This window comes from Staphylococcus sp. HMSC062H10 (genome assembly GCF_001836945.1).
GTDB lineage: Bacteria > Bacillota > Bacilli > Staphylococcales > Staphylococcaceae > Staphylococcus > Staphylococcus aureus.
Window position 1 is genome coordinate 101595 of sequence record NZ_KV830972.1, and the last position, 24967, is coordinate 126561.

The following is a 24967-nucleotide window of genomic DNA, read 5'->3' on the forward strand; positions in this document are numbered from 1 at the left end:
AACAAATGCCTTTTACACCAAATGAAATTAAGAATAAAGAGTTTTCACGTGTAAAGAATGGTTTAGAACCTACTGAAGTTGCTAATTTTTTGGAGCAACTAAGCACTGAAATTGAACGTCTTAAAGAAGATAAAAAACAACTTGAAAAAGTAATCGAAGAGAGAGATACTAATATTAAGTCTTATCAAGACGTGCATCAATCTGTAAGTGATGCTTTGATACAAGCTCAAAAAGCTGGTGAAGAAACTAAGCAAGCTGCAGAGAAACAAGCTGAAGCGATTATAGCTAAGGCAGAAGCGCAAGCTAATCAAATGGTTGGTGACGCGGTAGAAAAAGCACGCCGTTTAGCATTCCAGACTGAAGATATGAAACGTCAATCAAAAGTATTTAGATCGCGTTTCCGTATGTTAGTTGAAGCGCAATTAGACTTATTAAAAAACGAAGATTGGGATTACTTGTTGAATTATGATTTAGACGCTGAACAAGTGACGCTTGAAAATATTCATCATTTACATGAAAATGATTTAAAGCCAGATGAAGTTGCAGCAAATGCACAAAATAATGCATCAAATACATCAGACAATAATCAACAATCCAATGATTCAGAAACAACTAAGAAGTAAGAATTAAATAAAGACAGACGCGTAATATACATTTAACTTTTCACAGCGAATTAGGTAATGGTGAGAGCCTAGTAAAAGCATGTATGTTATATCACTGGCTTTTTAATATTTAAATAATGTAATGAGAGAACTCTAAGTTGAGTTAATAAGGGTGGTACCGCGAGCAATCGTCCCTTTTAATTTAACTTAGAGTTTTTTAAATTTTTAAGGAGTGAAAAAAATGGATTACAAAGAAACGTTATTAATGCCTAAAACAGATTTCCCAATGCGAGGTGGTTTACCAAACAAGGAACCGCAAATTCAAGAAAAATGGGATGCAGAAGATCAATACCATAAAGCGTTAGAAAAAAATAAAGGTAACGAAACATTCATTTTACATGATGGCCCACCATACGCGAATGGTAACTTACATATGGGACATGCCTTGAACAAAATTTTAAAAGACTTTATTGTACGTTATAAAACTATGCAAGGGTTCTATGCACCATACGTACCAGGTTGGGATACACATGGTTTACCAATTGAACAAGCATTAACGAAAAAAGGTGTTGACCGTAAGAAAATGTCAACAGCTGAATTCCGTGAGAAATGTAAAGAATTTGCTTTAGAACAAATTGAATTACAGAAAAAAGATTTTAGACGTTTAGGTGTTCGTGGTGACTTTAATGATCCATATATTACATTAAAACCTGAATACGAAGCTGCACAAATTCGTATTTTTGGAGAAATGGCAGATAAAGGTTTAATTTACAAAGGTAAAAAGCCAGTTTACTGGTCTCCTTCAAGTGAGTCTTCATTAGCAGAAGCTGAAATTGAATATCATGATAAACGTTCTGCATCAATCTATGTTGCATTTGATGTGAAAGATGACAAAGGTGTAGTAGATTCAGATGCTAAATTTATTATTTGGACAACAACACCTTGGACTATTCCATCTAATGTTGCAATTACTGTACATCCGGAATTAAAATACGGTCAATATAATGTTGATGGTCAAAAATACATCGTTGCAGAAGCGTTATCTGATGCCGTAGCAGAAGCATTAGGCTGGGATAAAGATTCAATCAAATTAGAAAAAGAATTTTCAGGAAAAGAATTAGAGTATGTTGTAGCACAACATCCATTCTTAGATAGAAAATCATTAGTAATTAATGGTGAACATGTTACTACAGATGCTGGTACAGGTTGTGTACATACAGCACCAGGTCACGGGGAAGATGACTATATTGTAGGTCAAAAATATGAATTGCCTGTTATTAGTCCAATTGATGATAAAGGTGTCTTCACTGAAGAAGGTGGACAATTTGAAGGTATGTTTTATGATAAAGCAAATAAAGCCGTTACGGATTTATTAACTGAAAAAGGTGCTTTATTAAAATTAGACTTTATTACACATAGTTATCCACATGACTGGAGAACGAAAAAGCCGGTTATTTTCCGTGCAACACCTCAATGGTTTGCATCAATTAGTAAAGTTAGAAAAGATATTTTAGATGCAATCGAAAACACAAACTTCAAAGTAAATTGGGGTAAAACACGTATTTATAATATGGTACGTGACCGTGGCGAATGGGTTATTTCACGTCAACGTGTTTGGGGAGTACCGTTACCAGTATTCTATGCTGAAAACGGCGATATTATCATGACTAAAGAAACAGTGAATCATGTTGCTGATTTATTTGCTGAACACGGTTCAAATATTTGGTTTGAAAGAGAAGCTAAAGATTTGTTACCTGAAGGATTTACACATCCTGGTAGCCCTAACGGCACATTTACTAAAGAAACAGACATCATGGATGTTTGGTTCGATTCAGGTTCATCACATCGCGGTGTATTAGAAACAAGACCTGAATTAAGCTTCCCGGCAGATATGTACTTAGAAGGTAGTGACCAATATCGTGGTTGGTTTAACTCATCAATCACAACTGCTGTTGCTACGAGAGGGGTTTCTCCTTATAAATTCTTACTTTCACATGGATTTGTAATGGATGGAGAAGGTAAGAAAATGAGTAAATCTTTAGGTAATGTGATTGTACCTGACCAAGTGGTTAAACAAAAAGGTGCTGATATTGCGAGACTTTGGGTAAGTAGTACGGACTATTTAGCTGATGTTAGAATTTCTGATGAAATTTTAAAACAAACATCTGATGTTTATCGTAAAATCAGAAATACATTAAGATTTATGTTAGGTAATATTAATGATTTCAATCCTGATACAGATAGCATTCCTGAATCAGAGTTATTAGAAGTGGATCGTTACTTGCTAAATCGTTTACGTGAATTTACTGCAAGTACGATTAACAACTATGAAAACTTTGACTACTTAAATATTTATCAAGAAGTTCAAAACTTTATCAATGTTGAGTTAAGTAATTTCTATTTGGATTACGGTAAAGATATTTTATATATTGAACAACGTGATTCTCATATCCGTCGTAGTATGCAAACAGTGTTATATCAAATTTTAGTTGATATGACGAAGTTGTTAGCACCAATCTTAGTGCATACAGCTGAAGAAGTTTGGTCTCATACGCCACATGTTAAAGAAGAAAGTGTTCACTTAGCAGACATGCCTAAAGTTGTAGAAGTAGATCAAGCTTTATTGGATAAATGGCGTACATTTATGAATTTACGTGATGATGTGAACCGTGCATTAGAAAGTGCTCGTAATGAAAAAGTTATTGGTAAATCATTAGAAGCTAAAGTTACGATTGCTAGTAACGATAAATTTAATGCATCTGAATTCTTAACTTCATTTGATGCATTACATCAATTATTTATCGTGTCACAAGTTAAAGTTGTAGATAAGTTAGATGAACAGGCAACAGCTTATGAACATGGTGATATTGCCATCGAACATGCAGATGGTGAAAAATGTGAAAGATGTTGGAACTATTCAGAGGATCTTGGTGCTGTTGATGAATTGACGCATCTATGTCCACGTTGCCAACAAGTTGTAAAATCACTTGTATAATTGAAATTGTATAAAGTACTCATACAGATGATATAAATTAAAGCTCTCTTCATAATCATGTTGTAGTTTTTGTTGACATGATGAGGAGAGTTTTTTTGCGAATAAAAAATGACCAAGTTACTGGTTATATGTGTTAAAAAATGTGTGATTCACTAAAATAAAAATTATTCAGGAATGGTACAAATTCTCTGAAGCTTATAAATGCGTTATAGTTGCTATTCTCAATTATGTTCGCGATAATTTTAAGTAAAAGTAAGCACAGATATTGAATTTGATAGGAGTTAATTGAATGTATCATAACAGTAACGCAAACTTTGTAAATGGTATCACTTTAAATGTGAGAGATAAGAATGAATTAAAGCCATTTTATGAGGACGTATTAGGATTAAATATTATAAATGAGACATTAACATCGATACAATATGAAGTAGGTCAAAATAATCATGTCATTACACTTGTTGAATTACAAAATGGACGTGAACCTTTAATGTCAGAAGCGGGACTGTTTCATATCGCAATTAAACTACCTCAAATTAGTGATTTAGCTAATTTGCTAATTCATTTAAGCGAATATGATATTCCAGTTAACGGAGGTATACAGCCTGCTTCGTTATCATTATTTTTTGAAGACCCGGAAGGAAACGGTTTTAAATTTTATGTTGATAAAGACGAAGCGCAATGGACGAGGCAAAATGATTTAGTAAAAATTGATATTAGACCATTAAATGTACCGAGATTAGTGAGTCATGCAACAAAATTGTTATGGTTAGGTATTCCAGATGACGCTATTATAGGTGCATTGCATATTAAGACAATTCATTTATCAGAGGTAAAAGACTACTACCTCGATTATTTTGGATTAGAGCAATCGGCATATATGGATGATTATTCAATATTTTTAGCATCGAATGGCTATTATCAACATTTGGCCATGAATGATTGGGTATCAGCAACGAAACGTGTAGAAAATTTTGATACGTATGGATTAGCAATTGTTGACTTTCATTATCCTGAAACAACACATTTAAATTTACAAGGTCCGGATGGTATCTATTATCGATTTAATCATATCGAAGTTGAAGATTAGTATATACTTTGAATGGACGAACCATATAATGAATCGTTTTTAATGATCTTTTTATACAAGTTATGAAGGCAGTCTTATGAGGTTTCTCATGAGGCTGCTTTCATAATTTTTAATGTCATCTTAAATATGATAAATGAATAATTAAGTTCATATTTAATGTCAAAACATAGTAGTTTATCAAGTGTTGAGTCAGTAACATTAGATTTAATGTAATATGCTTACTTTTTTTATTAGCAGGTGTAAGCTATAATATAAAGAGTTGTCTTATGGACGATTGATTGGAGGAACGAAAATGCACAAAAAATATTTTATTGGCACTTCCATTTTAATAGCAGTATTTGTCGTTATATTTGACCAGGTTACTAAATATATTATAGCTACTACAATGAAAATTGGAGATTCATTTGAAGTGATACCGCACTTTTTAAACATAACGTCACATCGAAATAATGGTGCTGCATGGGGAATATTGAGTGGAAAAATGACATTTTTCTTTATTATTACCATTATTATATTAATAGCCTTAGTATATTTCTTTATTAAAGATGCTCAATATAATTTATTTATGCAAGTTGCTATTAGTTTACTTTTTGCAGGTGCACTTGGAAACTTTATTGATAGAGTTTTAACAGGAGAAGTTGTTGACTTTATTGATACAAATATTTTTGGTTATGATTTTCCAATATTTAATATCGCAGATTCAAGTTTAACAATTGGTGTAATATTAATTATTATTGCCTTATTAAAGGATACTTCCAATAAAAAGGAGAAGGAGGTTAAGTAATGGAGACTTATGAATTTAACATTACAGATAAAGAACAAACAGGTATGCGTGTAGATAAGTTGCTGCCTGAATTAAATAGTGATTGGTCTCGTAACCAGATACAAGATTGGATTAAAGCAGGTTTAGTCGTTGCAAACGATAAAGTTGTTAAATCTAATTATAAAGTGAAACTTAATGATCATATAGTTGTCACTGAAAAAGAAGTGGTTGAAGCTGATATTCTACCTGAAAATTTAAATTTAGATATTTATTATGAAGATGATGACGTTGCAGTTGTTTATAAACCGAAAGGCATGGTAGTTCATCCATCACCAGGTCATTATACCAATACATTAGTTAATGGTTTAATGTATCAAATTAAAGATTTATCGGGTATTAATGGAGAAATTCGTCCAGGTATTGTTCACCGTATAGATATGGATACTTCTGGTTTATTAATGGTTGCTAAAAATGATATTGCTCATCGTGGGCTTGTAGAACAATTAATGGATAAATCTGTTAAAAGAAAATATATCGCTTTAGTTCACGGGAATATTCCTCATGATTACGGTACAATCGATGCGCCAATTGGTAGAAACAAAAATGATCGTCAATCTATGGCTGTTGTTGATGATGGTAAGGAAGCAGTGACACATTTTAACGTACTAGAACATTTTAAAGATTATACGCTTGTTGAATGTCAACTTGAAACAGGACGTACGCATCAAATCCGTGTGCACATGAAATATATTGGCTTCCCATTAGTTGGTGATCCAAAGTATGGACCGAAAAAGACATTGGATATTGGTGGTCAAGCTCTACATGCTGGACTTATTGGATTCGAACATCCAGTAACAGGTGAATATATTGAAAGACATGCTGAATTACCACAAGACTTTGAAGATTTATTAGATACAATTCGAAAAAGAGATACATAATTGTGTCGTGCTATAATTACGATAACATTATTATGTAAACTATAAGTATTTATCGTTTTCGTTTTTTTAAAATGAAAACACATTATAAAATAGATTAAGGTTAACATTTTTACTGAGATCGGTTAATTTTTCAATATAGATTGACAAAGCGCCTGATTAGTATTATCCTTATAACAGTTTAAGTACAACATAAAGAGTCTTTAATTGAGCGTCCAGAGAGACGTCAAAGACATGAAAATATAGATATATACTAAAATGAATCATAACACTTTCACATATGCAAGAATAAGTAGTAATACTACGATTCTTCTATGTAAATAGGCTGATTGTATATACTAAACCTCATGTCGATATTAAAGACATGAGGTTTTTTGTTTCTAAATTTTGAAAGGGTGAGAATATGTCTGAACGTATCATAATGGATGATGCCGCAATACAACGTACAGTGACGAGAATCGCTCATGAAATTTTGGAGTATAACAAAGGTACTGATAATTTAATTCTTTTAGGTATCAAAACAAGAGGTGAATATTTAGCGAATCGTATACAAGATAAAATTCATCAAATTGAGCAACAACGTATACCTACTGGAACAATTGATATTACATACTTTAGAGATGATATAGAGCACATGTCATCGCTTACGACAAAAGACGCAATAGACATCGACACAGATATTACAGATAAAGTAGTCATCATTATTGATGATGTGCTGTATACTGGTCGAACGGTTCGTGCTTCACTTGATGCTATTTTGCTAAATGCTAGACCTATTAAAATTGGTTTAGCTGCTTTGGTTGATCGAGGACATCGTGAGTTACCAATTCGAGCAGATTTTGTTGGAAAAAATATACCTACTTCTAAAGAGGAAACGGTAAGTGTCTATTTAGAAGAAATGGATCAAAGAAATGCAGTTATAATTAAATAATACCCCTTTTAATTCAGTACGAGAGACTGAAAAAGGTGGGGGAGTTGAATGATAAATAAGATTTCATATGCTTGTTTATCTAATAATACCCTCATGTTCGACAACTATAAGTCAATTTCTATGGACGAAAATGACTTGTAGCAACTTGTCACACTTTTTGTCTCTTTACATATACTGATGTAAAGAGATTTTTTTATTATCGGAGGAAATGAATATTATGCAAAATGATGAAATGTTTGAACGAACAGTAAAACCTGTACTAGATGTAAATGAAAAACCACAACCAGCGCAATGGGCATTTTTAAGCTTACAACATTTATTTGCGATGTTTGGCGCAACAGTACTAGTACCATTCTTAACAGGATTACCAATATCCGCAGCGTTACTAGCTTCGGGAATCGGTACATTACTTTATATCTTAATAACGAAGGCGCAAATACCAGCTTACTTGGGATCTAGCTTTGCATTTATCACACCAATTATCACGGGATTAAGTACGCATAGCTTAGGAGACATGCTTGTAGCATTATTCATGAGTGGTGTTATGTACGTCATCATTGGGATTCTAATCAAATTAAGTGGAACAGCATGGTTAATGAAATTATTACCACCAGTTGTTGTAGGACCAGTCATCATGGTAATTGGTTTAAGCTTAGCGCCTACTGCAGTCAATATGGCAATGTATGAAAATCCTGGAGATATGAAAGGTTACAATATCAGTTTCTTAATTGTTGCAATGATAACCTTGCTTGTAACAATAGCCGTTCAAGGATTTTTTAAAGGATTCCTATCTTTAATTCCAGTACTTGTAGGTATTATCGTAGGTTATGTGGTAGCGATTTTTATGGGGATTGTGAAATTTGATGCAATTATGTCAGCAAAATGGATAGATTTCCCTCATATTTATCTGCCATTTAAAGATTATGTACCTTCATTTCACTTAGGACTTGTACTTGTAATGATTCCGATTGTGTTCGTAACAGTAAGTGAACATATTGGGCACCAAATGGTATTGAATAAAATCGTAGGTAGAAACTTCTTTGAAAAGCCAGGACTTGATAAATCAATCATTGGTGATGGTGTTTCTACAATGTTTGCCAGTATTATTGGTGGACCACCAAGTACAACATACGGTGAAAATATCGGTGTATTAGCGATTACCAGAATATACAGTATTTACGTCATTGGTGGTGCAGCAGTTATAGCAATTGTTTTAGCATTCATTGGTAAGTTCACTGCATTAATTTCTTCTATACCTACACCAGTTATGGGAGGAGTATCTATATTACTTTTCGGTATTATTGCAGCAAGTGGCTTAAGAATGTTAGTTGAAAGCAAAGTAGATTTTGCGAACAATCGAAATTTAGTTATAGCTTCAGTAATTTTAGTTGTAGGTATCGGTAATTTAGTATTTAACTTAAAAGAAATTGGTATCAACCTTCAAATTGAGGGGATGGCATTAGCTGCACTTTCAGGAATTATTTTGAACTTAATCTTACCTAAAGAGAAAAAACAAAACAATTAAGATTTACAAATTAAGGAGGGCGCTTTTATGAATCATTTATTATCAATGGAACATTTATCTACAGATCAAATATACAAACTTATCCAAAAAGCAAGTCAATTTAAATCTGGTGAACGTCAACTACCAAACTTTGAAGGGAAATATGTCGCAAATTTATTCTTTGAAAATTCTACTCGAACAAAATGTAGTTTTGAAATGGCAGAACTTAAGCTAGGGTTAAAAACGATTAGCTTTGAAACATCAACATCATCTGTTTCAAAAGGTGAATCTTTATATGACACATGTAAAACTTTAGAAAGTATTGGCTGTGATTTATTAGTCATTAGACATCCGTATAATAACTACTATGAAAAATTAGCGAATATTAACATCCCAATTGCGAATGCTGGTGATGGTAGTGGACAACATCCAACACAAAGTTTGCTTGATTTAATGACGATATATGAAGAATATGGATATTTTGAAGGCTTGAATGTATTGATTTGTGGAGACATTAAAAATTCACGTGTCGCACGTAGTAATTACCATAGTTTAAAAGCATTAGGTGCAAACGTAATGTTTAATAGCCCAAATGCTTGGATTGATGATTCTTTAGAAGCACCTTATGTAAATATAGATGATGTTATTGAAACAGTAGATATAGTTATGTTATTAAGAATTCAACATGAAAGACATGGGCTTGCAGAAGAAACTAGATTTGCAGCAGATGATTATCATCAAAAGCATGGCTTAAATGAAGTACGCTATAACAAATTACAAGAACATGCAATTGTTATGCATCCGGCACCTGTGAATAGAGGAGTAGAAATACAAAGCGATTTAGTAGAAGCTTCAAAATCAAGAATTTTTAAGCAAATGGAAAATGGCGTTTACTTAAGAATGGCAGTCATTGATGAATTATTAAAATAGGTAAGGGGACGAAAATGATGAAATTAATTAAAAACGGTAAAGTATTACAAAATGGCGAATTACAACAAGCAGATATTTTAATTGATGGTAAGGTAATTAAACAAATTGCACCTACAATTGAACCAAGCAATGGTGTTGACATCATAGATGCGAAAGGTCACTTTGTGTCACCTGGATTTGTCGATGTTCATGTTCATTTACGCGAACCTGGTGGTGAATATAAAGAGACAATTGAAACTGGTACTAAAGCTGCTGCTAGAGGCGGATTTACAACTGTATGTCCAATGCCTAACACAAGACCGGTACCAGATTCTGTAGAACATTTTGAAGCTTTACAAAAATTAATCGATGACAATGCTCAAGTACGTGTATTACCTTATGCTTCAATTACAACACGTCAATTAGGTAAAGAATTGGTTGATTTCCCAGCACTAGTAAAAGAAGGTGCTTTTGCGTTTACAGATGACGGTGTAGGAGTACAAACTGCAAGCATGATGTATGAAGGCATGATTGAAGCTGCAAAAGTAAACAAAGCCATCGTAGCACACTGTGAAGATAATTCATTAATCTATGGTGGTGCAATGCATGAAGGGAAACGCAGTAAAGAATTAGGTATACCAGGTATTCCAAACATTTGTGAATCTGTTCAAATCGCAAGAGATGTACTATTAGCTGAAGCAGCAGGTTGTCATTATCATGTATGTCATGTTTCTACTAAAGAAAGTGTTAGAGTCATTCGTGATGCTAAACGCGCAGGCATTCATGTTACAGCTGAAGTTACACCACACCATTTATTGTTAACAGAAGATGATATTCCTGGTAACAATGCCATTTATAAAATGAATCCACCATTGAGAAGTACTGAAGATAGAGAGGCTTTGTTAGAAGGGTTACTAGACGGTACAATTGACTGTATCGCAACAGATCATGCACCACATGCACGTGATGAAAAAGCACAACCAATGGAAAAAGCACCATTCGGAATTGTTGGTAGTGAAACAGCATTCCCATTATTATATACACATTTTGTAAAAAATGGTGATTGGACATTACAACAATTAGTAGATTACTTAACAATTAAACCATGTGAGACATTTAATTTAGAATACGGCACATTAAAAGAAAATGGTTATGCAGATTTAACAATCATTGATTTAGATAGTGAACAAGAAATTAAAGGTGAAGATTTTTTATCAAAAGCAGATAATACACCATTTATCGGCTATAAAGTTTATGGAAATCCGATCTTAACTATGGTTGAAGGCGAAGTTAAATTTGAGGGGGATAAATAATATGCAAAGCAAACGTTATCTAGTGTTAGAAGACGGTTCTTTTTACGAAGGCTACCGTTTAGGATCTGATAACTTAACTGTAGGAGAAATTGTATTTAATACAGCGATGACAGGTTATCAAGAAACTATTTCAGATCCATCATATACAGGTCAGATCATTACTTTTACGTATCCATTAATCGGTAATTATGGTATCAATAGAGACGATTTTGAATCATTAGTACCTACATTAAACGGTATTGTAGTGAAAGAAGCGAGTGCGCATCCAAGTAATTTTAGACAACAAAAGACACTTCATGACGTTTTAGAATTGCATCAAATTCCAGGGATTGCAGGTGTAGATACAAGAAGTATTACGCGTAAAATTCGACAACACGGTGTGTTAAAAGCTGGTTTTACTGATCGAAAAGAAGATATTGATCAACTTGTCAAACATTTACAACAAGTAGAATTACCTAAAAACGAAGTAGAAATCGTTTCGACTAAAACACCGTATGTTTCGACAGGTAAGGATCTAAGTGTCGTACTTGTAGACTTTGGTAAGAAGCAAAATATTGTTCGAGAATTAAACGTCAGAGGTTGTAACGTCACGGTTGTACCATATACAACTACTGCCGAAGAAATTTTAGCAATGGCTCCAGATGGTGTTATGCTATCAAATGGACCAGGTAATCCTGAAGTTGTAGAATGTGCGATTCCAATGATTCAAGGAATTTTAGGGAAAATTCCGTTCTTTGGTATCTGTCTAGGACATCAACTTTTTGCATTATCTCAAGGAGCAAGCTCATTTAAAATGAAGTTTGGTCATCGTGGTGCGAACCATCCAGTTAAAAATTTAGAGACTGGAAAAGTTGATATTACGAGTCAAAACCATGGATATGCAATAGATATAGATTCGTTAAAAAGTACTGATTTAGAAGTTACTCATCTTGCATTAAATGATGGTACTGTAGAAGGTTTAAAACATAAAACATTACCAGCATTTTCTGTTCAATACCATCCTGAAGCAAATCCAGGACCGTCAGATTCAAACTATCTATTTGATGATTTTGTAGCAATGATGACTAATTTTAAGGAAAAGGAGCGTCATATCAATGCCTAAACGTAATGATATCAAAACAATTTTAGTAATAGGGTCTGGGCCAATTATCATAGGTCAAGCAGCTGAATTTGATTATGCTGGAACACAAGCATGTCTAGCTTTAAAAGAAGAGGGATACCGAGTTATTCTTGTAAATTCAAATCCAGCGACAATCATGACTGATAAGGAAATTGCGGATAAAGTATATATCGAACCGTTAACTCATGATTTTATAGCGCGAATTATACGTAAAGAGCAACCTGACGCTTTACTTCCAACTTTAGGTGGTCAAACAGGTTTAAACATGGCGATTCAACTACACGAAAGTGGTGTGCTTCAAGATAATAACGTCCAATTATTAGGAACTGAGCTAACATCAATTCAACAAGCAGAAGACCGTGAAATGTTTAGAACATTAATGAATGATTTAAACGTTCCTGTACCAGAGAGTGACATTGTAAATACAGTAGAGCAAGCCTTTAAATTCAAAGAGCAAGTGGGATACCCGCTAATTGTTAGACCAGCATTTACGATGGGTGGTACCGGAGGCGGTATTTGTCATAATGATGAAGAATTACATGAAATCGTCTCAAATGGTCTTCATTATAGTCCAGCAACGCAATGTTTATTAGAAAAATCTATCGCAGGTTTTAAAGAAATCGAATACGAAGTAATGCGTGATAAAAACGATAATGCCATCGTTGTATGTAACATGGAAAATATTGATCCAGTTGGTATTCATACAGGTGATTCAATTGTTGTGGCTCCTAGCCAAACATTATCAGATGTTGAGTATCAAATGTTACGTGATGTTTCATTAAAAGTTATTCGAGCTTTAGGTATCGAAGGTGGTTGTAATGTTCAATTAGCATTAGATCCGCATTCATTCGATTATTATATTATAGAAGTAAATCCGCGTGTATCACGTTCATCAGCGTTAGCTTCAAAAGCAACAGGATATCCTATTGCAAAATTAGCTGCTAAAATCGCGGTTGGTCTAACATTAGATGAAATGTTAAATCCAATTACAGGAACATCTTATGCAGCGTTCGAACCAACTTTAGACTATGTGATTTCAAAAATACCAAGATTTCCTTTTGATAAATTTGAAAAAGGAGAACGAGAGCTTGGCACACAAATGAAAGCAACAGGTGAAGTTATGGCCATTGGTCGAACTTACGAAGAATCATTGTTAAAAGCAATTCGATCACTTGAGTATGGTGTGCATCACTTAGGATTACCAAATGGTGAAAGCTTCGATCTGGATTATATTAAAGAACGTATTTCACACCAAGATGATGAACGATTATTTTTCATCGGCGAAGCAATTAGAAGAGGCACAACATTAGAAGAAATTCATAATATGACTCAGATAGATTACTTCTTCTTACACAAGTTCCAAAACATTATTGATATTGAGCATCAATTAAAAGAGCATCAAGGTGATTTAGAATATCTTAAATATGCAAAAGATTATGGATTTAGTGATAAAACAATAGCGCATCGCTTTAATATGACGGAAGAAGAAGTATATCAATTGCGTATGGAAAATGATATTAAACCTGTTTACAAGATGGTTGATACTTGCGCAGCTGAATTTGAATCTTCAACACCATATTATTATGGTACATACGAAACTGAAAATGAATCCATAATTACTGACAAAGAAAAAATCTTAGTATTAGGCTCTGGACCGATTCGAATCGGCCAAGGTGTAGAATTTGACTATGCGACAGTTCACGCCGTTTGGGCAATTCAAAAAGCAGGGTACGAAGCGATAATTGTGAATAACAATCCAGAAACAGTATCAACAGACTTCTCAATTTCTGACAAATTATACTTTGAACCTTTAACTGAAGAAGATGTGATGAATATCATTAATTTAGAAAAACCTAAAGGTGTCGTTGTACAATTTGGAGGACAAACAGCGATTAATTTAGCAGACAAATTGGCTAAACATGGAGTTAAAATACTTGGTACTTCACTAGAAAATCTAAATCGTGCTGAAGATAGAAAAGAATTTGAAGCACTATTAAGAAAAATTAACGTGCCACAGCCACAAGGGAAAACAGCTACATCACCTGAGGAAGCATTAGCAAATGCTGCAGAAATCGGATATCCGGTTGTAGTCAGACCTTCTTATGTATTAGGTGGTCGCGCAATGGAAATTGTAGACAATGACAAAGAGTTAGAAAACTATATGACCCAGGCTGTAAAAGCGAGTCCGGAACATCCGGTACTAGTCGATAGATATTTAACTGGTAAAGAAATTGAAGTTGATGCGATTTGTGATGGAGAAACGGTCATTATTCCAGGAATCATGGAACATATTGAACGTGCTGGTGTTCATAGTGGTGACTCAATCGCTGTATATCCGCCACAAACTTTGACAGAAGACGAGTTAGCAACACTTGAGGACTATACTATAAAATTAGCTAAAGGTTTAAACATCATTGGATTAATCAACATTCAATTCGTTATAGCTCACGATGGTGTGTATGTTTTAGAAGTAAATCCACGTTCTAGTAGAACGGTACCATTCTTAAGTAAAATTACTGATATTCCAATGGCACAATTGGCAATGCGAGCAATTATTGGTGAAAAACTGACAGATATGGGTTATCAAGAAGGGGTTCAACCATATGCTGAGGGTGTATTTGTGAAAGCACCGGTATTTAGTTTTAATAAATTGAAAAATGTTGATATTACTTTAGGACCTGAAATGAAGTCTACAGGTGAAGTAATGGGGAAAGATACTACATTAGAAAAGGCGTTATTCAAAGGGTTAACAGGTAGTGGTGTTGAAGTTAAAGATCACGGTACAGTATTAATGACCGTCAGTGACAAAGATAAAGAGGAAGTTGTTAAATTGGCCCAACGCTTAAATGAAGTTGGCTATAAAATTTTAGCAACGTCTGGAACAGCTAATAAATTAGCTGAGTATGACATACCTGCAGAAGTAGTAGGCAAAATTGGTGGCGAAAATGATTTATTAACACGTATTCAAAATGGTGATGTTCAAATCGTTATAAATACAATGACTAAAGGTAAAGAAGTAGAAAGAGATGGCTTCCAAATTAGACGTACTACAGTTGAAAATGGTATTCCATGTTTGACATCTTTAGATACAGCTAATGCCTTAACGAATGTAATTGAAAGTATGACATTTACAATGCGTCAAATGTAAATCAATCAAACTGTATCGGTGAGGCTGTAATTAACCATTTACTTAAAGAAGTTTATATTACAGCCTCATTATTTTAATGAATTTCTTAACGTAAAGGGAGACATATATGATGAAAGATTTACCAATTATTGCATTAGATTTTGAATCAAAAGAAAAAGTAAATCAATTTTTAGATTTATTTGATGAATCATTATTCGTAAAAGTAGGTATGGAACTATTTTACCAAGAAGGTCCTCAATTAATTAATGAGATAAAAGAAAGAGGCCATGATGTATTTTTAGATTTAAAACTGCATGATATTCCTAATACAGTTGGTAAGGCGATGGAAGGACTAGCTAAATTGAATGTTGATCTGGTAAATGTTCATGCTGCTGGTGGCGTAAAAATGATGTCTGAGGCCATTAAAGGATTAAGAAAACATAATCAACATACAAAAATTATTGCAGTAACACAGCTTACGTCAACAACAGAAGACATGTTACGACACGAACAAAATATACAAACATCGATTGAAGAGGCCGTTTTAAATTATGCCAAGTTAGCAAATGCAGCTGGTTTAGATGGCGTAGTTTGTTCACCTCTTGAAAGTCGTATGTTGACTGAAAAGTTAGGTACATCATTTTTAAAAGTAACTCCAGGCATTAGACCTAAAGGTGCATCTCAAGATGACCAACACCGTATTACGACACCGGAAGAAGCAAGACAGCTTGGTTCGACGCATATTGTAGTTGGTAGACCGATTACACAAAGTGCCAATCCAGTCGAAAGTTATCATAAAATTAAAGAAAGTTGGTTAGTATAATGGCTAAAGAAATTGCAAAATCATTATTAGATATTGAAGCTGTAACATTATCACCAAATGATTTATATACATGGAGTTCAGGTATTAAATCACCGATTTACTGTGATAACCGTGTTACGTTAGGTTATCCTTTAGTTCGAGGCGCAATCCGTGATGGTTTAATTAACTTAATTAAAGAACACTTTCCTGAAGTAGAAGTTATTTCTGGTACTGCAACAGCTGGTATTCCACATGCAGCTTTTATTGCTGAAAAATTAAAATTACCAATGAATTATGTTCGTTCATCAAATAAGAGTCATGGTAAGCAAAATCAAATTGAAGGTGCTAAAAGCGAAGGTAAAAAAGTAGTTGTGATAGAAGATTTAATTTCGACAGGGGGATCTTCAGTCACAGCAGTTGAAGCTTTAAAACAAGCAGGTGCAGAAGTATTAGGTGTTGTAGCTATCTTTACTTACGGTTTGAAAAAAGCAGATGATACATTTAGCAATATTCAACTACCTTTTTACACTTTAAGTGATTACAATGAATTAATTGAAGTAGCTGAAAATGAAGGTGAAATTTCTAGTGAAGATATCCAAACATTAGTTGAATGGAGAGACAACTTAGCATAATATAGACACTAGAAGGAGGAATTCAACAAATGAATGACAAAACATCTAATGATTTATATGGGAAGATAAAACATTGTAACGAATTTATCAATCATTCAAATGATTCCAATCTATCTAGTAGTCACGATGTCGACGAAAATTCAACGAAGCAAAAACATATAAAAAATAAAACAACTATAGATCATAATGATGATTTATTTAAACATGTAAAGGATATATTACGTAAGCAAGGACAAATTTAAAAACAAAAAAGCTATAGTGTTTAATATCAGGGGCTGCTTAACCGCATCCGAATATTACAAACACTATAGCTTTTATTATATAAAAAATTTATTAGCGGATAATTAACTTTATTAAAATCCAACCAATTAAGAATACGAGTAATAGGACTAATACTGGAATCACATAATGTAACATAACGTCCCTCCTTTAACTTAATTTTAATTGTAATCAAATTTGACAATAAGTCAAAACATTAATACCAATGATAAGTATCATTTATTAACATATGTATCATATTTTTAATCTTGCGTAATTTTTATCGTTAACTATGTGATTTAATCAATAGCCAATAAGACGTTTGTCATTCGCGCACATAACGGTACGACGCGCTTTTGTCATTTTAATTATGTTAAGATAATAGTAGTTATAGAAGTTCAATCTATAGGAGGCGTAGCATGGATATTCCAAAAATTACGACATTTTTAATGTTTAATAACCAAGCTGAAGAAGCTGTTAAACTATACACAAGCTTATTTGAAGATAGTGAGATTATAACAATGGCTAAGTATGGTGAAAATGGACCTGGTGATCCTGGGACTGTACAACACTCAATATTTACATTAAATGGACAAGTATTCATGGCGATTGATGCTAATAGTGGTACAGAATTACCAATGAATCCTGCGATTTCATTATTTGTTACAGTAAAAGATACTATTGAAATGGAACGACTATTTAATGGATTAAAAGATGAAGGTGCCATTTTAATGCCAAAAACGAATATGCCACCATACAGAGAGTTTGCTTGGGTTCAAGATAAGTTTGGAGTAAGTTTTCAATTAGCATTACCTGAGTAATAGGATTCGCACAGCGTTGAATGATAAAGAAACACTTCTTCTTATGCATGCGTTTTACCTATGTATTCCTATTTAAAGTACACATTATCTGTGGTTGATGATAAAGAACCACTACATAATAAATGATTAGTAGTTCTTTATCATTTTAGTTTCACTCATTTTTAAAATCACAAAGATAATTTGTAACTTAAATGATGATACGTTATTAAAAAACACGATACTTCGTTTCAATGAACGCATTAAATTAAAAATAAACACCTCGCAAAAGAAAGTAGTCCTTTCTTATGGTGAGGTGTTTATTTGTCGACAACTTGATTATGATTGTTTCATTTTTTGAATATGTTCATAATCAGGTGTAGCATACAAAGTTTTTTGATTGTCATATGTTACAAACCCAGGCTTTGCACCTGATGGTTTATGCACATTTTTAATTAACGTGTAATCAACAGGTATTTGTCCAGAATTACCAGCTTTTGAAAAATATCCTGCTAACATAGCCGCTTCCTTGATTGTCGTATCACTTGGTGCATCATTAAATATAACGACATGTGAACCAGGAATATCTTTTGTGTGTAACCATGTGTGCGTTTTTTTAGCTTTTTTATTTGTTAAATAATCATTTTGCTTGTTATTCTTGCCAACATATATATCGTCGCCATCAGTTGATACATAATGTTGTAATTGAATCTGCTCTTTCTTTTTCTTAGTTTGATTTTTACGCTGTTTCATAAAGCCTTGTTCTGCTAATTCATCTCTAATTTCATCAATGTCATGGACAGAAATATGATGTAATTGTTGTTCGATTGTTGAAAAATAATCTATATTGTCTTTCGTCAATTGAATTTGATGTTGTAATTCACGTTCTCTCGTTTTCATACGATTATATTGTTTATAATAATATTGAGCATTTGCTGATGGGGATTTTGTAGGATTTAAAGGAATGACAACTTCTTCATTCGTATAATAATTCAATGCTGTCACTTCTTTATCACCTTGCTTAATTCGATATATATTAGCAGTGATCAATTCACCATATAACTGTTCAGTATCTTTATTTTTAGACTGCTCATATTCTTCAATCAACTTCGCTAATTTATTTTGATATTTGTGCAACTGCTGTTGAACAAATCGAACTAAATCATTCGCACGTTGTTTAACGCGTTCACGTTCGCCACGCGCATCATAAAAACGATCAAGTAAATCATTTAATGAATCGTACGTAACTGTATCATCATTAAATTGATTTAACTTTATAAAATAGAAATCCTCTTTACCTGTTTCATGATTTTTATGAAAAATAGGAGTAGGTGGTAACTTGGTTTCTGCCATTACTTCATCGAATGCTTCTGGTAATGTTGATGAAGTCATAAATTGACGACGATTAACGATTTCATTCGTAATTAAAGGGCTAAATCCTTCAAACTGATTCAATAATTGTTTAGCAATATTACCTGCGTTAAAATCGATATATTTCAACACCTCTGCACCTGTAATATCATACGGATTCATTTTGTGCTGAGTAGGTGGTGCTTCATAATTAAAACCTGGCATTACTGTACGATAGTGATTCGTATTTGGTGTTAAGTGTTTAAATCCTTCAATTATTTTGCGATTTTCATCTACTAAAATTAAGTTACTATGTTTACCCATAATCTCAAGGATGACAGTGCGGTAAATAGTATCGCCAATTTCATCTTTACTCTTTATATCGATTTCAATGCGACGATCATTACCAATTTGCTTAATCGATTCGATAATACCACCTTCTAAGTGTTTTCTAAAAACACGCGCAAACATGGGTGGATTAAATGGATTATCATATTTTTTAGTAGTCAATTGTAATCTTGAAAAGTTTGGATGGATTGACAATAACAACTGATGGTTTTGTCTATTTTGACGTACAACCATTAGTATCGTGTCATTATCAGGTTGATTGATTTTGTGAACGCGTCCTGTTGTTAAAAATTGTAGAGACTCAACCATTTTCTTTGTAAATAAGCCATCATAAGCCATAATTTATCTTCCACCTTCTTCATATCATTCGTTTCATTTTAACATGATTGTAACTTTTCGGTATAGTTATTGAATCATACATTATGCCACGCATTTTACATTATCTAAAAGTTCGCAATTCAATTTATTTAATTAAAATTAATCGTGCAATATAACGATATTGTTAGACCTAATAGAAATTATGGCATGCAATTTCAAATATGCTATACAATATAAAGAACAATGTGATATCATATTTAAATAATAGAAGATTAGCTTAGAGAGGTCGTAAGGCATGGATAATGAAAAAGGATTGTTAATCGTTTTATCAGGACCATCTGGAGTAGGTAAAGGTACTGTTAGAAAACGAATATTTGAAGATCCAAGTACATCATATAAGTATTCTATTTCAATGACAACACGTCAAATGCGTGAAGGTGAAGTTGATGGCGTAGATTACTTTTTTAAAACTAGGGATGCGTTTGAAGCTTTAATTAAAGATGACCAATTTATAGAATATGCTGAATATGTAGGCAACTATTATGGTACACCAGTTCAATATGTTAAAGATACAATGGACGAAGGTCATGATGTATTTTTAGAAATTGAAGTAGAAGGTGCAAAGCAAGTTAGAAAGAAATTTCCAGATGCGTTATTTATTTTCTTAGCACCTCCAAGTTTAGATCACTTGAGAGAGCGATTAGTAGGTAGAGGAACAGAATCTGATGAGAAAATACAAAGTCGTATTAACGAAGCACGTAAAGAAGTTGAAATGATGAATTTATACGATTACGTTGTAGTTAATGATGAAGTAGAACTTGCGAAGAATAGAATTCAATGTATTGTAGAAGCTGAGCACTTAAAAAGAGAGCGCGTAGAAGCTAAGTATAGAAAAATGATTTTGGAGGCTAAAAAATAATGTTAAATCCACCATTAAACCAATTAACGTCACAAATTAAATCAAAGTATTTAATTGCAACAACTGCAGCGAAAAGAGCGCGTGAAATTGATGAACAACCTGAAACTGAATTATTAAGTGAATATCATTCATTTAAACCAGTTGGTAGAGCGTTAGAAGAAATTGCTGACGGTAAAATTCGCCCTGTTATTTCAAGCGATTATTATGGTAAAGAATAGTTTCGACCATTAAAAATATGTGAAGCAAGACGTATATCAAATACGTCAAGGCATATCCAAATCAAACGCACCTATGTAGGTGTGTTTTTTTAGTTTATCCAATGATTGATGTTATAATAATACTAAATTTGTATCTATAAAAAAGTAATGAGCATTTGTGCGCATATGATGATGTAAAGCGTAAATGTCATAGTGATATTTAAGGGAGATTGAATATGAAGAAAATATTGTTAGCCGTTACAGGTGGCATTGCGGCATATAAAGCGATTGATTTGACAAGTAAGTTAACACAATCTGGGTATGAAGTTCGCGTTATGTTAACGAATCACGCACAAAAATTTGTGACACCATTAGCATTTCAAGCAATAAGTCGAAATGCTGTTTATACAGATACTTTTATAGAAGAAAATCCTTCAGAAATACAGCATATTGCATTAGGTGATTGGGCAGATGCAATCATTGTTGCACCTGCAACGGCAAATACAATTGCAAAATTGAGTGTAGGTATTGCTGATGATTTGGTGACATCAACGTTGCTAGCAACAGAGACACCGAAATTTATTGCGCCTGCTATGAATGTGCATATGTATGAAAATAAACGTACGCAGCAAAATATTAATATTTTAAAAGAAGATGGGTATCATTTTATCGAACCAGGAAGCGGATTTCTAGCATGTGGTTATGTTGCTAAAGGACGTATGGAAGAACCGCTTCAAATCGTTTCTGTTATTGATGCTCATTTTCAAAATAGTAATCGTTTAGCTAATAGTTCATTTCAAGATAAACGCGCATTGGTTACAGCCGGACCAACTATTGAAGTTATCGATCCAGTCAGATTTGTATCCAATCGTTCTTCTGGAAAAATGGGTTATGCAATAGCTGAAGCATTGCGAAATCGAGGAGCTATCGTGACATTAGTTACTGGTCCTACAACACTAGAGGATCCAAAAGATATTGAAGTTATTCATGTTCAAAGTGCTGAAGAAATGTTTGAACAAGTGACTAGCCGATTTGATGAACAAGATATTGTTGTAAAAGCAGCAGCCGTATCTGACTATACACCGGTTGATGTATTAGAACATAAGATGAAAAAGCAGGATGGTGATTTGTCAGTATCTTTTAAACGTACTAAAGACATTCTTAAATATTTAGGTGAACATAAAACATCACAGTATTTAATAGGCTTTGCAGCAGAGACTGAAGATATTGAAAATTATGCACAACAAAAATTACGCAAGAAAAATGCAGATGTGATTATTTCAAATAATGTTGGGGATATGTCTATCGGATTTAGTTCTGATGATAATGAATTGACAATGCATTTTAAAAATAATGAAAAAGTAAATATCAAGAAAGGAAAAAAAGTAGTATTAGCTGCACAAATTTTAGATGAACTAGAAACTAGGTGGCAATAATGATAGCGAAAGTCATAGTCGATGTCGCGTCGAAGAGCGTTGACTATAAATTTGATTATATAATTCCTGAACAACTCGAATCTGTCATCCAACCTGGTGTGCGTGTAATTGTACCTTTTGGACCAAGAACGATTCAAGGTTATGTAATGGAAGTAACAGCAGAACCTGATGCACAACTTGACGTTTCGAAGTTAAAAAAAATCATAGAAGTGAAAGATATACAACCAGAATTAACATCAGAATTAATAGCTTTAAGTGAGTGGATGGGTTCAACTCATATCATTAAACGTATTTCTATGTTAGAAGTGATGCTTCCGAGTGCTATTAAAGCGAAGTATAAAAAAGCATTTAAGATGAAAGATGAGATAGAGGTACCTTCAGCTTTATTACAAAAATTTGATAAGCATGGTTACTATTATTATAAAGATGCCCAAAAAAATAATGATATTCAATTGCTTATGAAGTTGTTAAAAGATGATATCGTTGAAGAAAAAACGATTCTCACACAAAATATAACTAAAAAAACTAAGCGTGCTGTTCGTGTCATTGAAGGGTATCATCCTGATGAAGTATTAGCTAAATTGGAGAAAGTTATTAAACAATACGATTTGTATGCTTACTTGTCTGAAGAACAACATAAAACAATATTTTTAACTGATATTGAGGATATGGGCTTTTCAAAATCCAGTTTAGATGGACTTATCAAAAAAGGTTATGTTGAAAAATATGACGCGGTTGTTGAAAGAGACCCATTTAAAGATCGTGTTTTCGAACAAGAATCAAAACAGCAATTAACAGAAGACCAATTTAAAGCATATGAAGCGATTAAAGCTAAAATTGTAAGCCAAGAGCAAGAAACATTTTTACTTCATGGTGTGACGGGTTCAGGTAAAACAGAAGTATATTTACAAACGATAGAAGATGTTTTAAGCCAAGGAAAACAGGCCATGATGTTAGTTCCTGAAATCGCTCTAACACCGCAAATGGTTTTACGCTTCAAACGTCGATTTGGTGATGACGTTGCTGTATTACATTCTGGCTTATCTAATGGGGAACGTTATGATGAGTGGCAAAAAATTAGGGATGGTCGTGCGAGAGTAAGTGTTGGTGCAAGGTCAAGTGTGTTCGCACCTTTCAAAAATTTAGGTTTAATCATTATTGATGAAGAACATGAATCTACATATAAGCAAGAAGATTATCCGAGATATCACGCTAGAGAAATTGCCCAATGGCGAAGTGAATATCATCACTGCCCAGTCATTTTAGGAAGTGCAACACCATGTCTTGAAAGTTATGCTCGAGCTGAAAAAGGTGTTTATCATTTGCTATCATTACCAAACAGAGTGAACCAACAAGCTTTACCTGAAATTGATATAGTAGATATGCGTGAAGAATTGAGTGAAGGTAATCGGTCAATGTTTTCAAAAGATTTACGTGAAGCCATACAATTAAGATTAGATCGACAGGAACAAGTTGTTTTATTTTTAAATCGACGTGGTTATGCATCATTTATGTTATGTCGGGATTGTGGTTATGTACCGCAATGCCCAAACTGTGATATTTCATTAACGTATCATAAAACGACAGACTTATTAAAATGTCACTATTGTGGTTACCAAGAGACGCCACCGAATCAATGTCCAAATTGTGAGAGTGAACACATTCGACAAGTAGGTACAGGAACACAAAAAGTTGAAGAACTATTGCAGCAAGAATTTGAAGATGCGCGCATAATTAGGATGGATGTAGATACAACCTCAAAGAAAGGTGCACATGAAAAGTTATTGACTGAATTCGAAAAAGGTAACGGTGACATTTTACTAGGTACTCAGATGATTGCGAAAGGATTAGATTATCCAAATATTACTTTAGTTGGTGTGCTGAATGCAGATACAATGTTAAATTTACCTGATTTTCGGGCGAGTGAACGTACTTATCAACTATTAACGCAAGTGGCTGGTAGAGCTGGTCGTCATGAAAAGGCAGGTCAAGTCATCATTCAAACGTATAACCCAGATCATTATTCAATATTGGATGTTCAAAAAAATGATTATTTAACATTTTATCGTCAGGAAATGGAATATCGTAAATTAGGAAAGTATCCACCGTATTATTATTTGATTAATTTCACAATCTCACATAAAGAAATGAAGAAGGTTATGGAAGCATCACAGCATGTTCATAAAATTTTATTACAGCATTTAACGGAAAAAGCGCTTGTACTAGGTCCATCTCCGGCAGCACTTGCGAGAATCAACAATGAATTTAGATTCCAAATTTTAGTGAAATATAAAAGTGAACCTGGATTATTACAAGCCATTCAATTTTTAGATGACTATTACCATGAAAAATTTATAAAAGAAAAATTAGCATTGAAGATTGATATTGATCCACAGATGATGATGTAACATTACTAATTATTAGAAACAAGTTCAGTATGTACGAGTATTTGAACCAGTGTTTGAATATTTACTTTAAGTACAGAAAAAGGGCAGAATATACAACTGTTAACCATTTAAATTAGCAGTTTATATTCTGTCTTTTTATATGGCTTTATAACTTACGTGATTTTGATTTGATTAGGAATTTATTAGTATTTTCATTTACGAATTCTGATTTTAATG

General features: G+C 33.3%; 20 protein-coding genes. 19 read left to right on the top strand and 1 reads right to left on the bottom strand.

Annotation, left to right across the window (positions count from 1 at the left end):
* The first annotated feature begins 5 nt into the window (after positions 1-5).
* The 15 genes from HMPREF2658_RS03185 (at position 6) to HMPREF2658_RS03255 (ending at position 17799) form a co-directional block, all read left to right on the top strand.
* Positions 6-623, top strand: coding sequence for a DivIVA domain-containing protein (locus HMPREF2658_RS03185; protein ID WP_001117066.1), 618 nt, complete (start codon positions 6-8; stop codon positions 621-623).
* Between the two features lie 220 nt (positions 624-843).
* Entirely contained in the window at positions 844-3597 is a 2754-nt protein-coding gene (ileS, locus tag HMPREF2658_RS03190; RefSeq protein ID WP_000384702.1) for an isoleucine--tRNA ligase, read from the top strand.
* A 289-nt stretch (positions 3598-3886) separates the two neighbouring features.
* A complete protein-coding gene (locus HMPREF2658_RS03195) occupies positions 3887-4684 on the top strand; it encodes a VOC family protein (RefSeq protein WP_000274850.1) in 798 nt (265 codons plus the stop codon).
* Positions 4685-4976: 292 nt separating this feature from the next.
* Entirely contained in the window at positions 4977-5468 is a 492-nt protein-coding gene (gene lspA, locus HMPREF2658_RS03200; protein WP_000549208.1) for a signal peptidase II, read from the top strand.
* On the top strand, positions 5468-6385 hold the full coding sequence (locus HMPREF2658_RS03205) for an RluA family pseudouridine synthase (RefSeq protein ID WP_000451300.1): 918 nt from the start codon (positions 5468-5470) through the stop codon (positions 6383-6385). The genes lspA and HMPREF2658_RS03205 overlap by 1 nt, the downstream gene beginning before the upstream one ends.
* Positions 6386-6785: 400 nt before the next feature.
* Complete coding sequence (pyrR, locus tag HMPREF2658_RS03210; protein WP_000003870.1) at positions 6786-7313, top strand: bifunctional pyr operon transcriptional regulator/uracil phosphoribosyltransferase PyrR; 528 nt, start codon at positions 6786-6788, stop codon at positions 7311-7313.
* A gap of 217 nt (positions 7314-7530) precedes the next feature.
* Positions 7531-8838, top strand: a complete 1308-nt coding sequence (locus tag HMPREF2658_RS03215; protein ID WP_001178613.1) for a uracil-xanthine permease family protein — start codon at positions 7531-7533, stop codon at positions 8836-8838.
* Positions 8839-8865: 27 nt separating this feature from the next.
* Positions 8866-9747: an aspartate carbamoyltransferase catalytic subunit gene (locus HMPREF2658_RS03220; protein ID WP_001016170.1), complete on the top strand. Its 882-nt coding sequence runs from the start codon at positions 8866-8868 to the stop codon at positions 9745-9747.
* Positions 9748-9764: 17 nt separating this feature from the next.
* Entirely contained in the window at positions 9765-11039 is a 1275-nt protein-coding gene (locus HMPREF2658_RS03225; RefSeq protein ID WP_000767035.1) for a dihydroorotase, read from the top strand.
* A gap of 1 nt (position 11040) precedes the next feature.
* Positions 11041-12141, top strand: coding sequence for a carbamoyl phosphate synthase small subunit (locus HMPREF2658_RS03230; RefSeq protein WP_001190913.1), 1101 nt, complete (start codon positions 11041-11043; stop codon positions 12139-12141).
* Positions 12134-15307, top strand: coding sequence for a carbamoyl-phosphate synthase large subunit (gene carB, locus HMPREF2658_RS03235; RefSeq protein WP_001126255.1), 3174 nt, complete (start codon positions 12134-12136; stop codon positions 15305-15307). The genes HMPREF2658_RS03230 and carB overlap by 8 nt, the downstream gene beginning before the upstream one ends.
* A gap of 109 nt (positions 15308-15416) precedes the next feature.
* Entirely contained in the window at positions 15417-16109 is a 693-nt protein-coding gene (gene pyrF / locus HMPREF2658_RS03240) for an orotidine-5'-phosphate decarboxylase (RefSeq protein ID WP_000654066.1), read from the top strand.
* Positions 16109-16720 carry an orotate phosphoribosyltransferase gene (gene pyrE, locus HMPREF2658_RS03245; protein ID WP_001040247.1) on the top strand — a complete coding sequence of 204 codons (612 nt, stop codon included), beginning with the start codon at positions 16109-16111 and terminating at the stop codon, positions 16718-16720. Before pyrF ends, pyrE begins: the two co-directional genes overlap by 1 nt.
* Positions 16721-16749: 29 nt before the next feature.
* Positions 16750-16962: a hypothetical protein gene (locus tag HMPREF2658_RS03250; RefSeq protein ID WP_000998555.1), complete on the top strand. Its 213-nt coding sequence runs from the start codon at positions 16750-16752 to the stop codon at positions 16960-16962.
* A gap of 435 nt (positions 16963-17397) precedes the next feature.
* The gene (locus HMPREF2658_RS03255; RefSeq protein ID WP_000354184.1) at positions 17398-17799 is read left to right on the top strand and encodes a VOC family protein; all 402 of its coding nucleotides are present in this window, start codon (positions 17398-17400) and stop codon (positions 17797-17799) included.
* A 315-nt stretch (positions 17800-18114) separates the two neighbouring features.
* On the opposite strand, the gene HMPREF2658_RS03260 is transcribed toward HMPREF2658_RS03255, so the two are convergent.
* Entirely contained in the window at positions 18115-19812 is a 1698-nt protein-coding gene (locus tag HMPREF2658_RS03260; RefSeq protein WP_000312773.1) for an Rqc2 family fibronectin-binding protein, read from the bottom strand.
* A gap of 274 nt (positions 19813-20086) precedes the next feature.
* Here HMPREF2658_RS03260 and gmk point away from each other — a divergent pair, with 274 nt between their 5' ends.
* From gmk to priA, 4 genes are all read left to right on the top strand, one after another.
* Positions 20087-20710, top strand: coding sequence for a guanylate kinase (gmk, locus tag HMPREF2658_RS03265; protein WP_000368225.1), 624 nt, complete (start codon positions 20087-20089; stop codon positions 20708-20710).
* Complete coding sequence (rpoZ, locus tag HMPREF2658_RS03270; RefSeq protein WP_000933956.1) at positions 20710-20928, top strand: DNA-directed RNA polymerase subunit omega; 219 nt, start codon at positions 20710-20712, stop codon at positions 20926-20928. Before gmk ends, rpoZ begins: the two co-directional genes overlap by 1 nt.
* 215 nt (positions 20929-21143) lie before the next feature.
* Positions 21144-22343 (top strand): bifunctional phosphopantothenoylcysteine decarboxylase/phosphopantothenate--cysteine ligase CoaBC, encoded by a 1200-nt coding sequence (gene coaBC / locus HMPREF2658_RS03275; protein WP_000722167.1) that lies wholly within the window; start codon positions 21144-21146, stop codon positions 22341-22343.
* Positions 22343-24751, top strand: coding sequence for a primosomal protein N' (gene priA, locus HMPREF2658_RS03280; protein ID WP_000560834.1), 2409 nt, complete (start codon positions 22343-22345; stop codon positions 24749-24751). The genes coaBC and priA overlap by 1 nt, the downstream gene beginning before the upstream one ends.
* Positions 24752-24967 lie beyond the last annotated feature (216 nt).

Bases quoted from the DNA above. Each gene is read 5' to 3' on its own strand.
- HMPREF2658_RS03185 (WP_001117066.1), top strand. From the start codon at position 6: ATGCCTTTTACACCAAATGAAATTAAGAATAAAGAGTTTTCACGTGTA.
- ileS (WP_000384702.1), top strand. From the start codon at position 844: ATGGATTACAAAGAAACGTTATTAATGCCTAAAACAGATTTCCCAATG.
- HMPREF2658_RS03195 (WP_000274850.1), top strand. From the start codon at position 3,887: ATGTATCATAACAGTAACGCAAACTTTGTAAATGGTATCACTTTAAAT.
- lspA (WP_000549208.1), top strand. From the start codon at position 4,977: ATGCACAAAAAATATTTTATTGGCACTTCCATTTTAATAGCAGTATTT.
- HMPREF2658_RS03205 (WP_000451300.1), top strand. From the start codon at position 5,468: ATGGAGACTTATGAATTTAACATTACAGATAAAGAACAAACAGGTATG.
- pyrR (WP_000003870.1), top strand. From the start codon at position 6,786: ATGTCTGAACGTATCATAATGGATGATGCCGCAATACAACGTACAGTG.
- HMPREF2658_RS03215 (WP_001178613.1), top strand. From the start codon at position 7,531: ATGCAAAATGATGAAATGTTTGAACGAACAGTAAAACCTGTACTAGAT.
- HMPREF2658_RS03220 (WP_001016170.1), top strand. From the start codon at position 8,866: ATGAATCATTTATTATCAATGGAACATTTATCTACAGATCAAATATAC.
- HMPREF2658_RS03225 (WP_000767035.1), top strand. From the start codon at position 9,765: ATGAAATTAATTAAAAACGGTAAAGTATTACAAAATGGCGAATTACAA.
- HMPREF2658_RS03230 (WP_001190913.1), top strand. From the start codon at position 11,041: ATGCAAAGCAAACGTTATCTAGTGTTAGAAGACGGTTCTTTTTACGAA.
- carB (WP_001126255.1), top strand. From the start codon at position 12,134: ATGCCTAAACGTAATGATATCAAAACAATTTTAGTAATAGGGTCTGGG.
- pyrF (WP_000654066.1), top strand. From the start codon at position 15,417: ATGAAAGATTTACCAATTATTGCATTAGATTTTGAATCAAAAGAAAAA.
- pyrE (WP_001040247.1), top strand. From the start codon at position 16,109: ATGGCTAAAGAAATTGCAAAATCATTATTAGATATTGAAGCTGTAACA.
- HMPREF2658_RS03250 (WP_000998555.1), top strand. From the start codon at position 16,750: ATGAATGACAAAACATCTAATGATTTATATGGGAAGATAAAACATTGT.
- HMPREF2658_RS03255 (WP_000354184.1), top strand. From the start codon at position 17,398: ATGGATATTCCAAAAATTACGACATTTTTAATGTTTAATAACCAAGCT.
- HMPREF2658_RS03260 (WP_000312773.1), bottom strand. From the start codon at position 19,812: ATGGCTTATGATGGCTTATTTACAAAGAAAATGGTTGAGTCTCTACAA.
- gmk (WP_000368225.1), top strand. From the start codon at position 20,087: ATGGATAATGAAAAAGGATTGTTAATCGTTTTATCAGGACCATCTGGA.
- rpoZ (WP_000933956.1), top strand. From the start codon at position 20,710: ATGTTAAATCCACCATTAAACCAATTAACGTCACAAATTAAATCAAAG.
- coaBC (WP_000722167.1), top strand. From the start codon at position 21,144: ATGAAGAAAATATTGTTAGCCGTTACAGGTGGCATTGCGGCATATAAA.
- priA (WP_000560834.1), top strand. From the start codon at position 22,343: ATGATAGCGAAAGTCATAGTCGATGTCGCGTCGAAGAGCGTTGACTAT.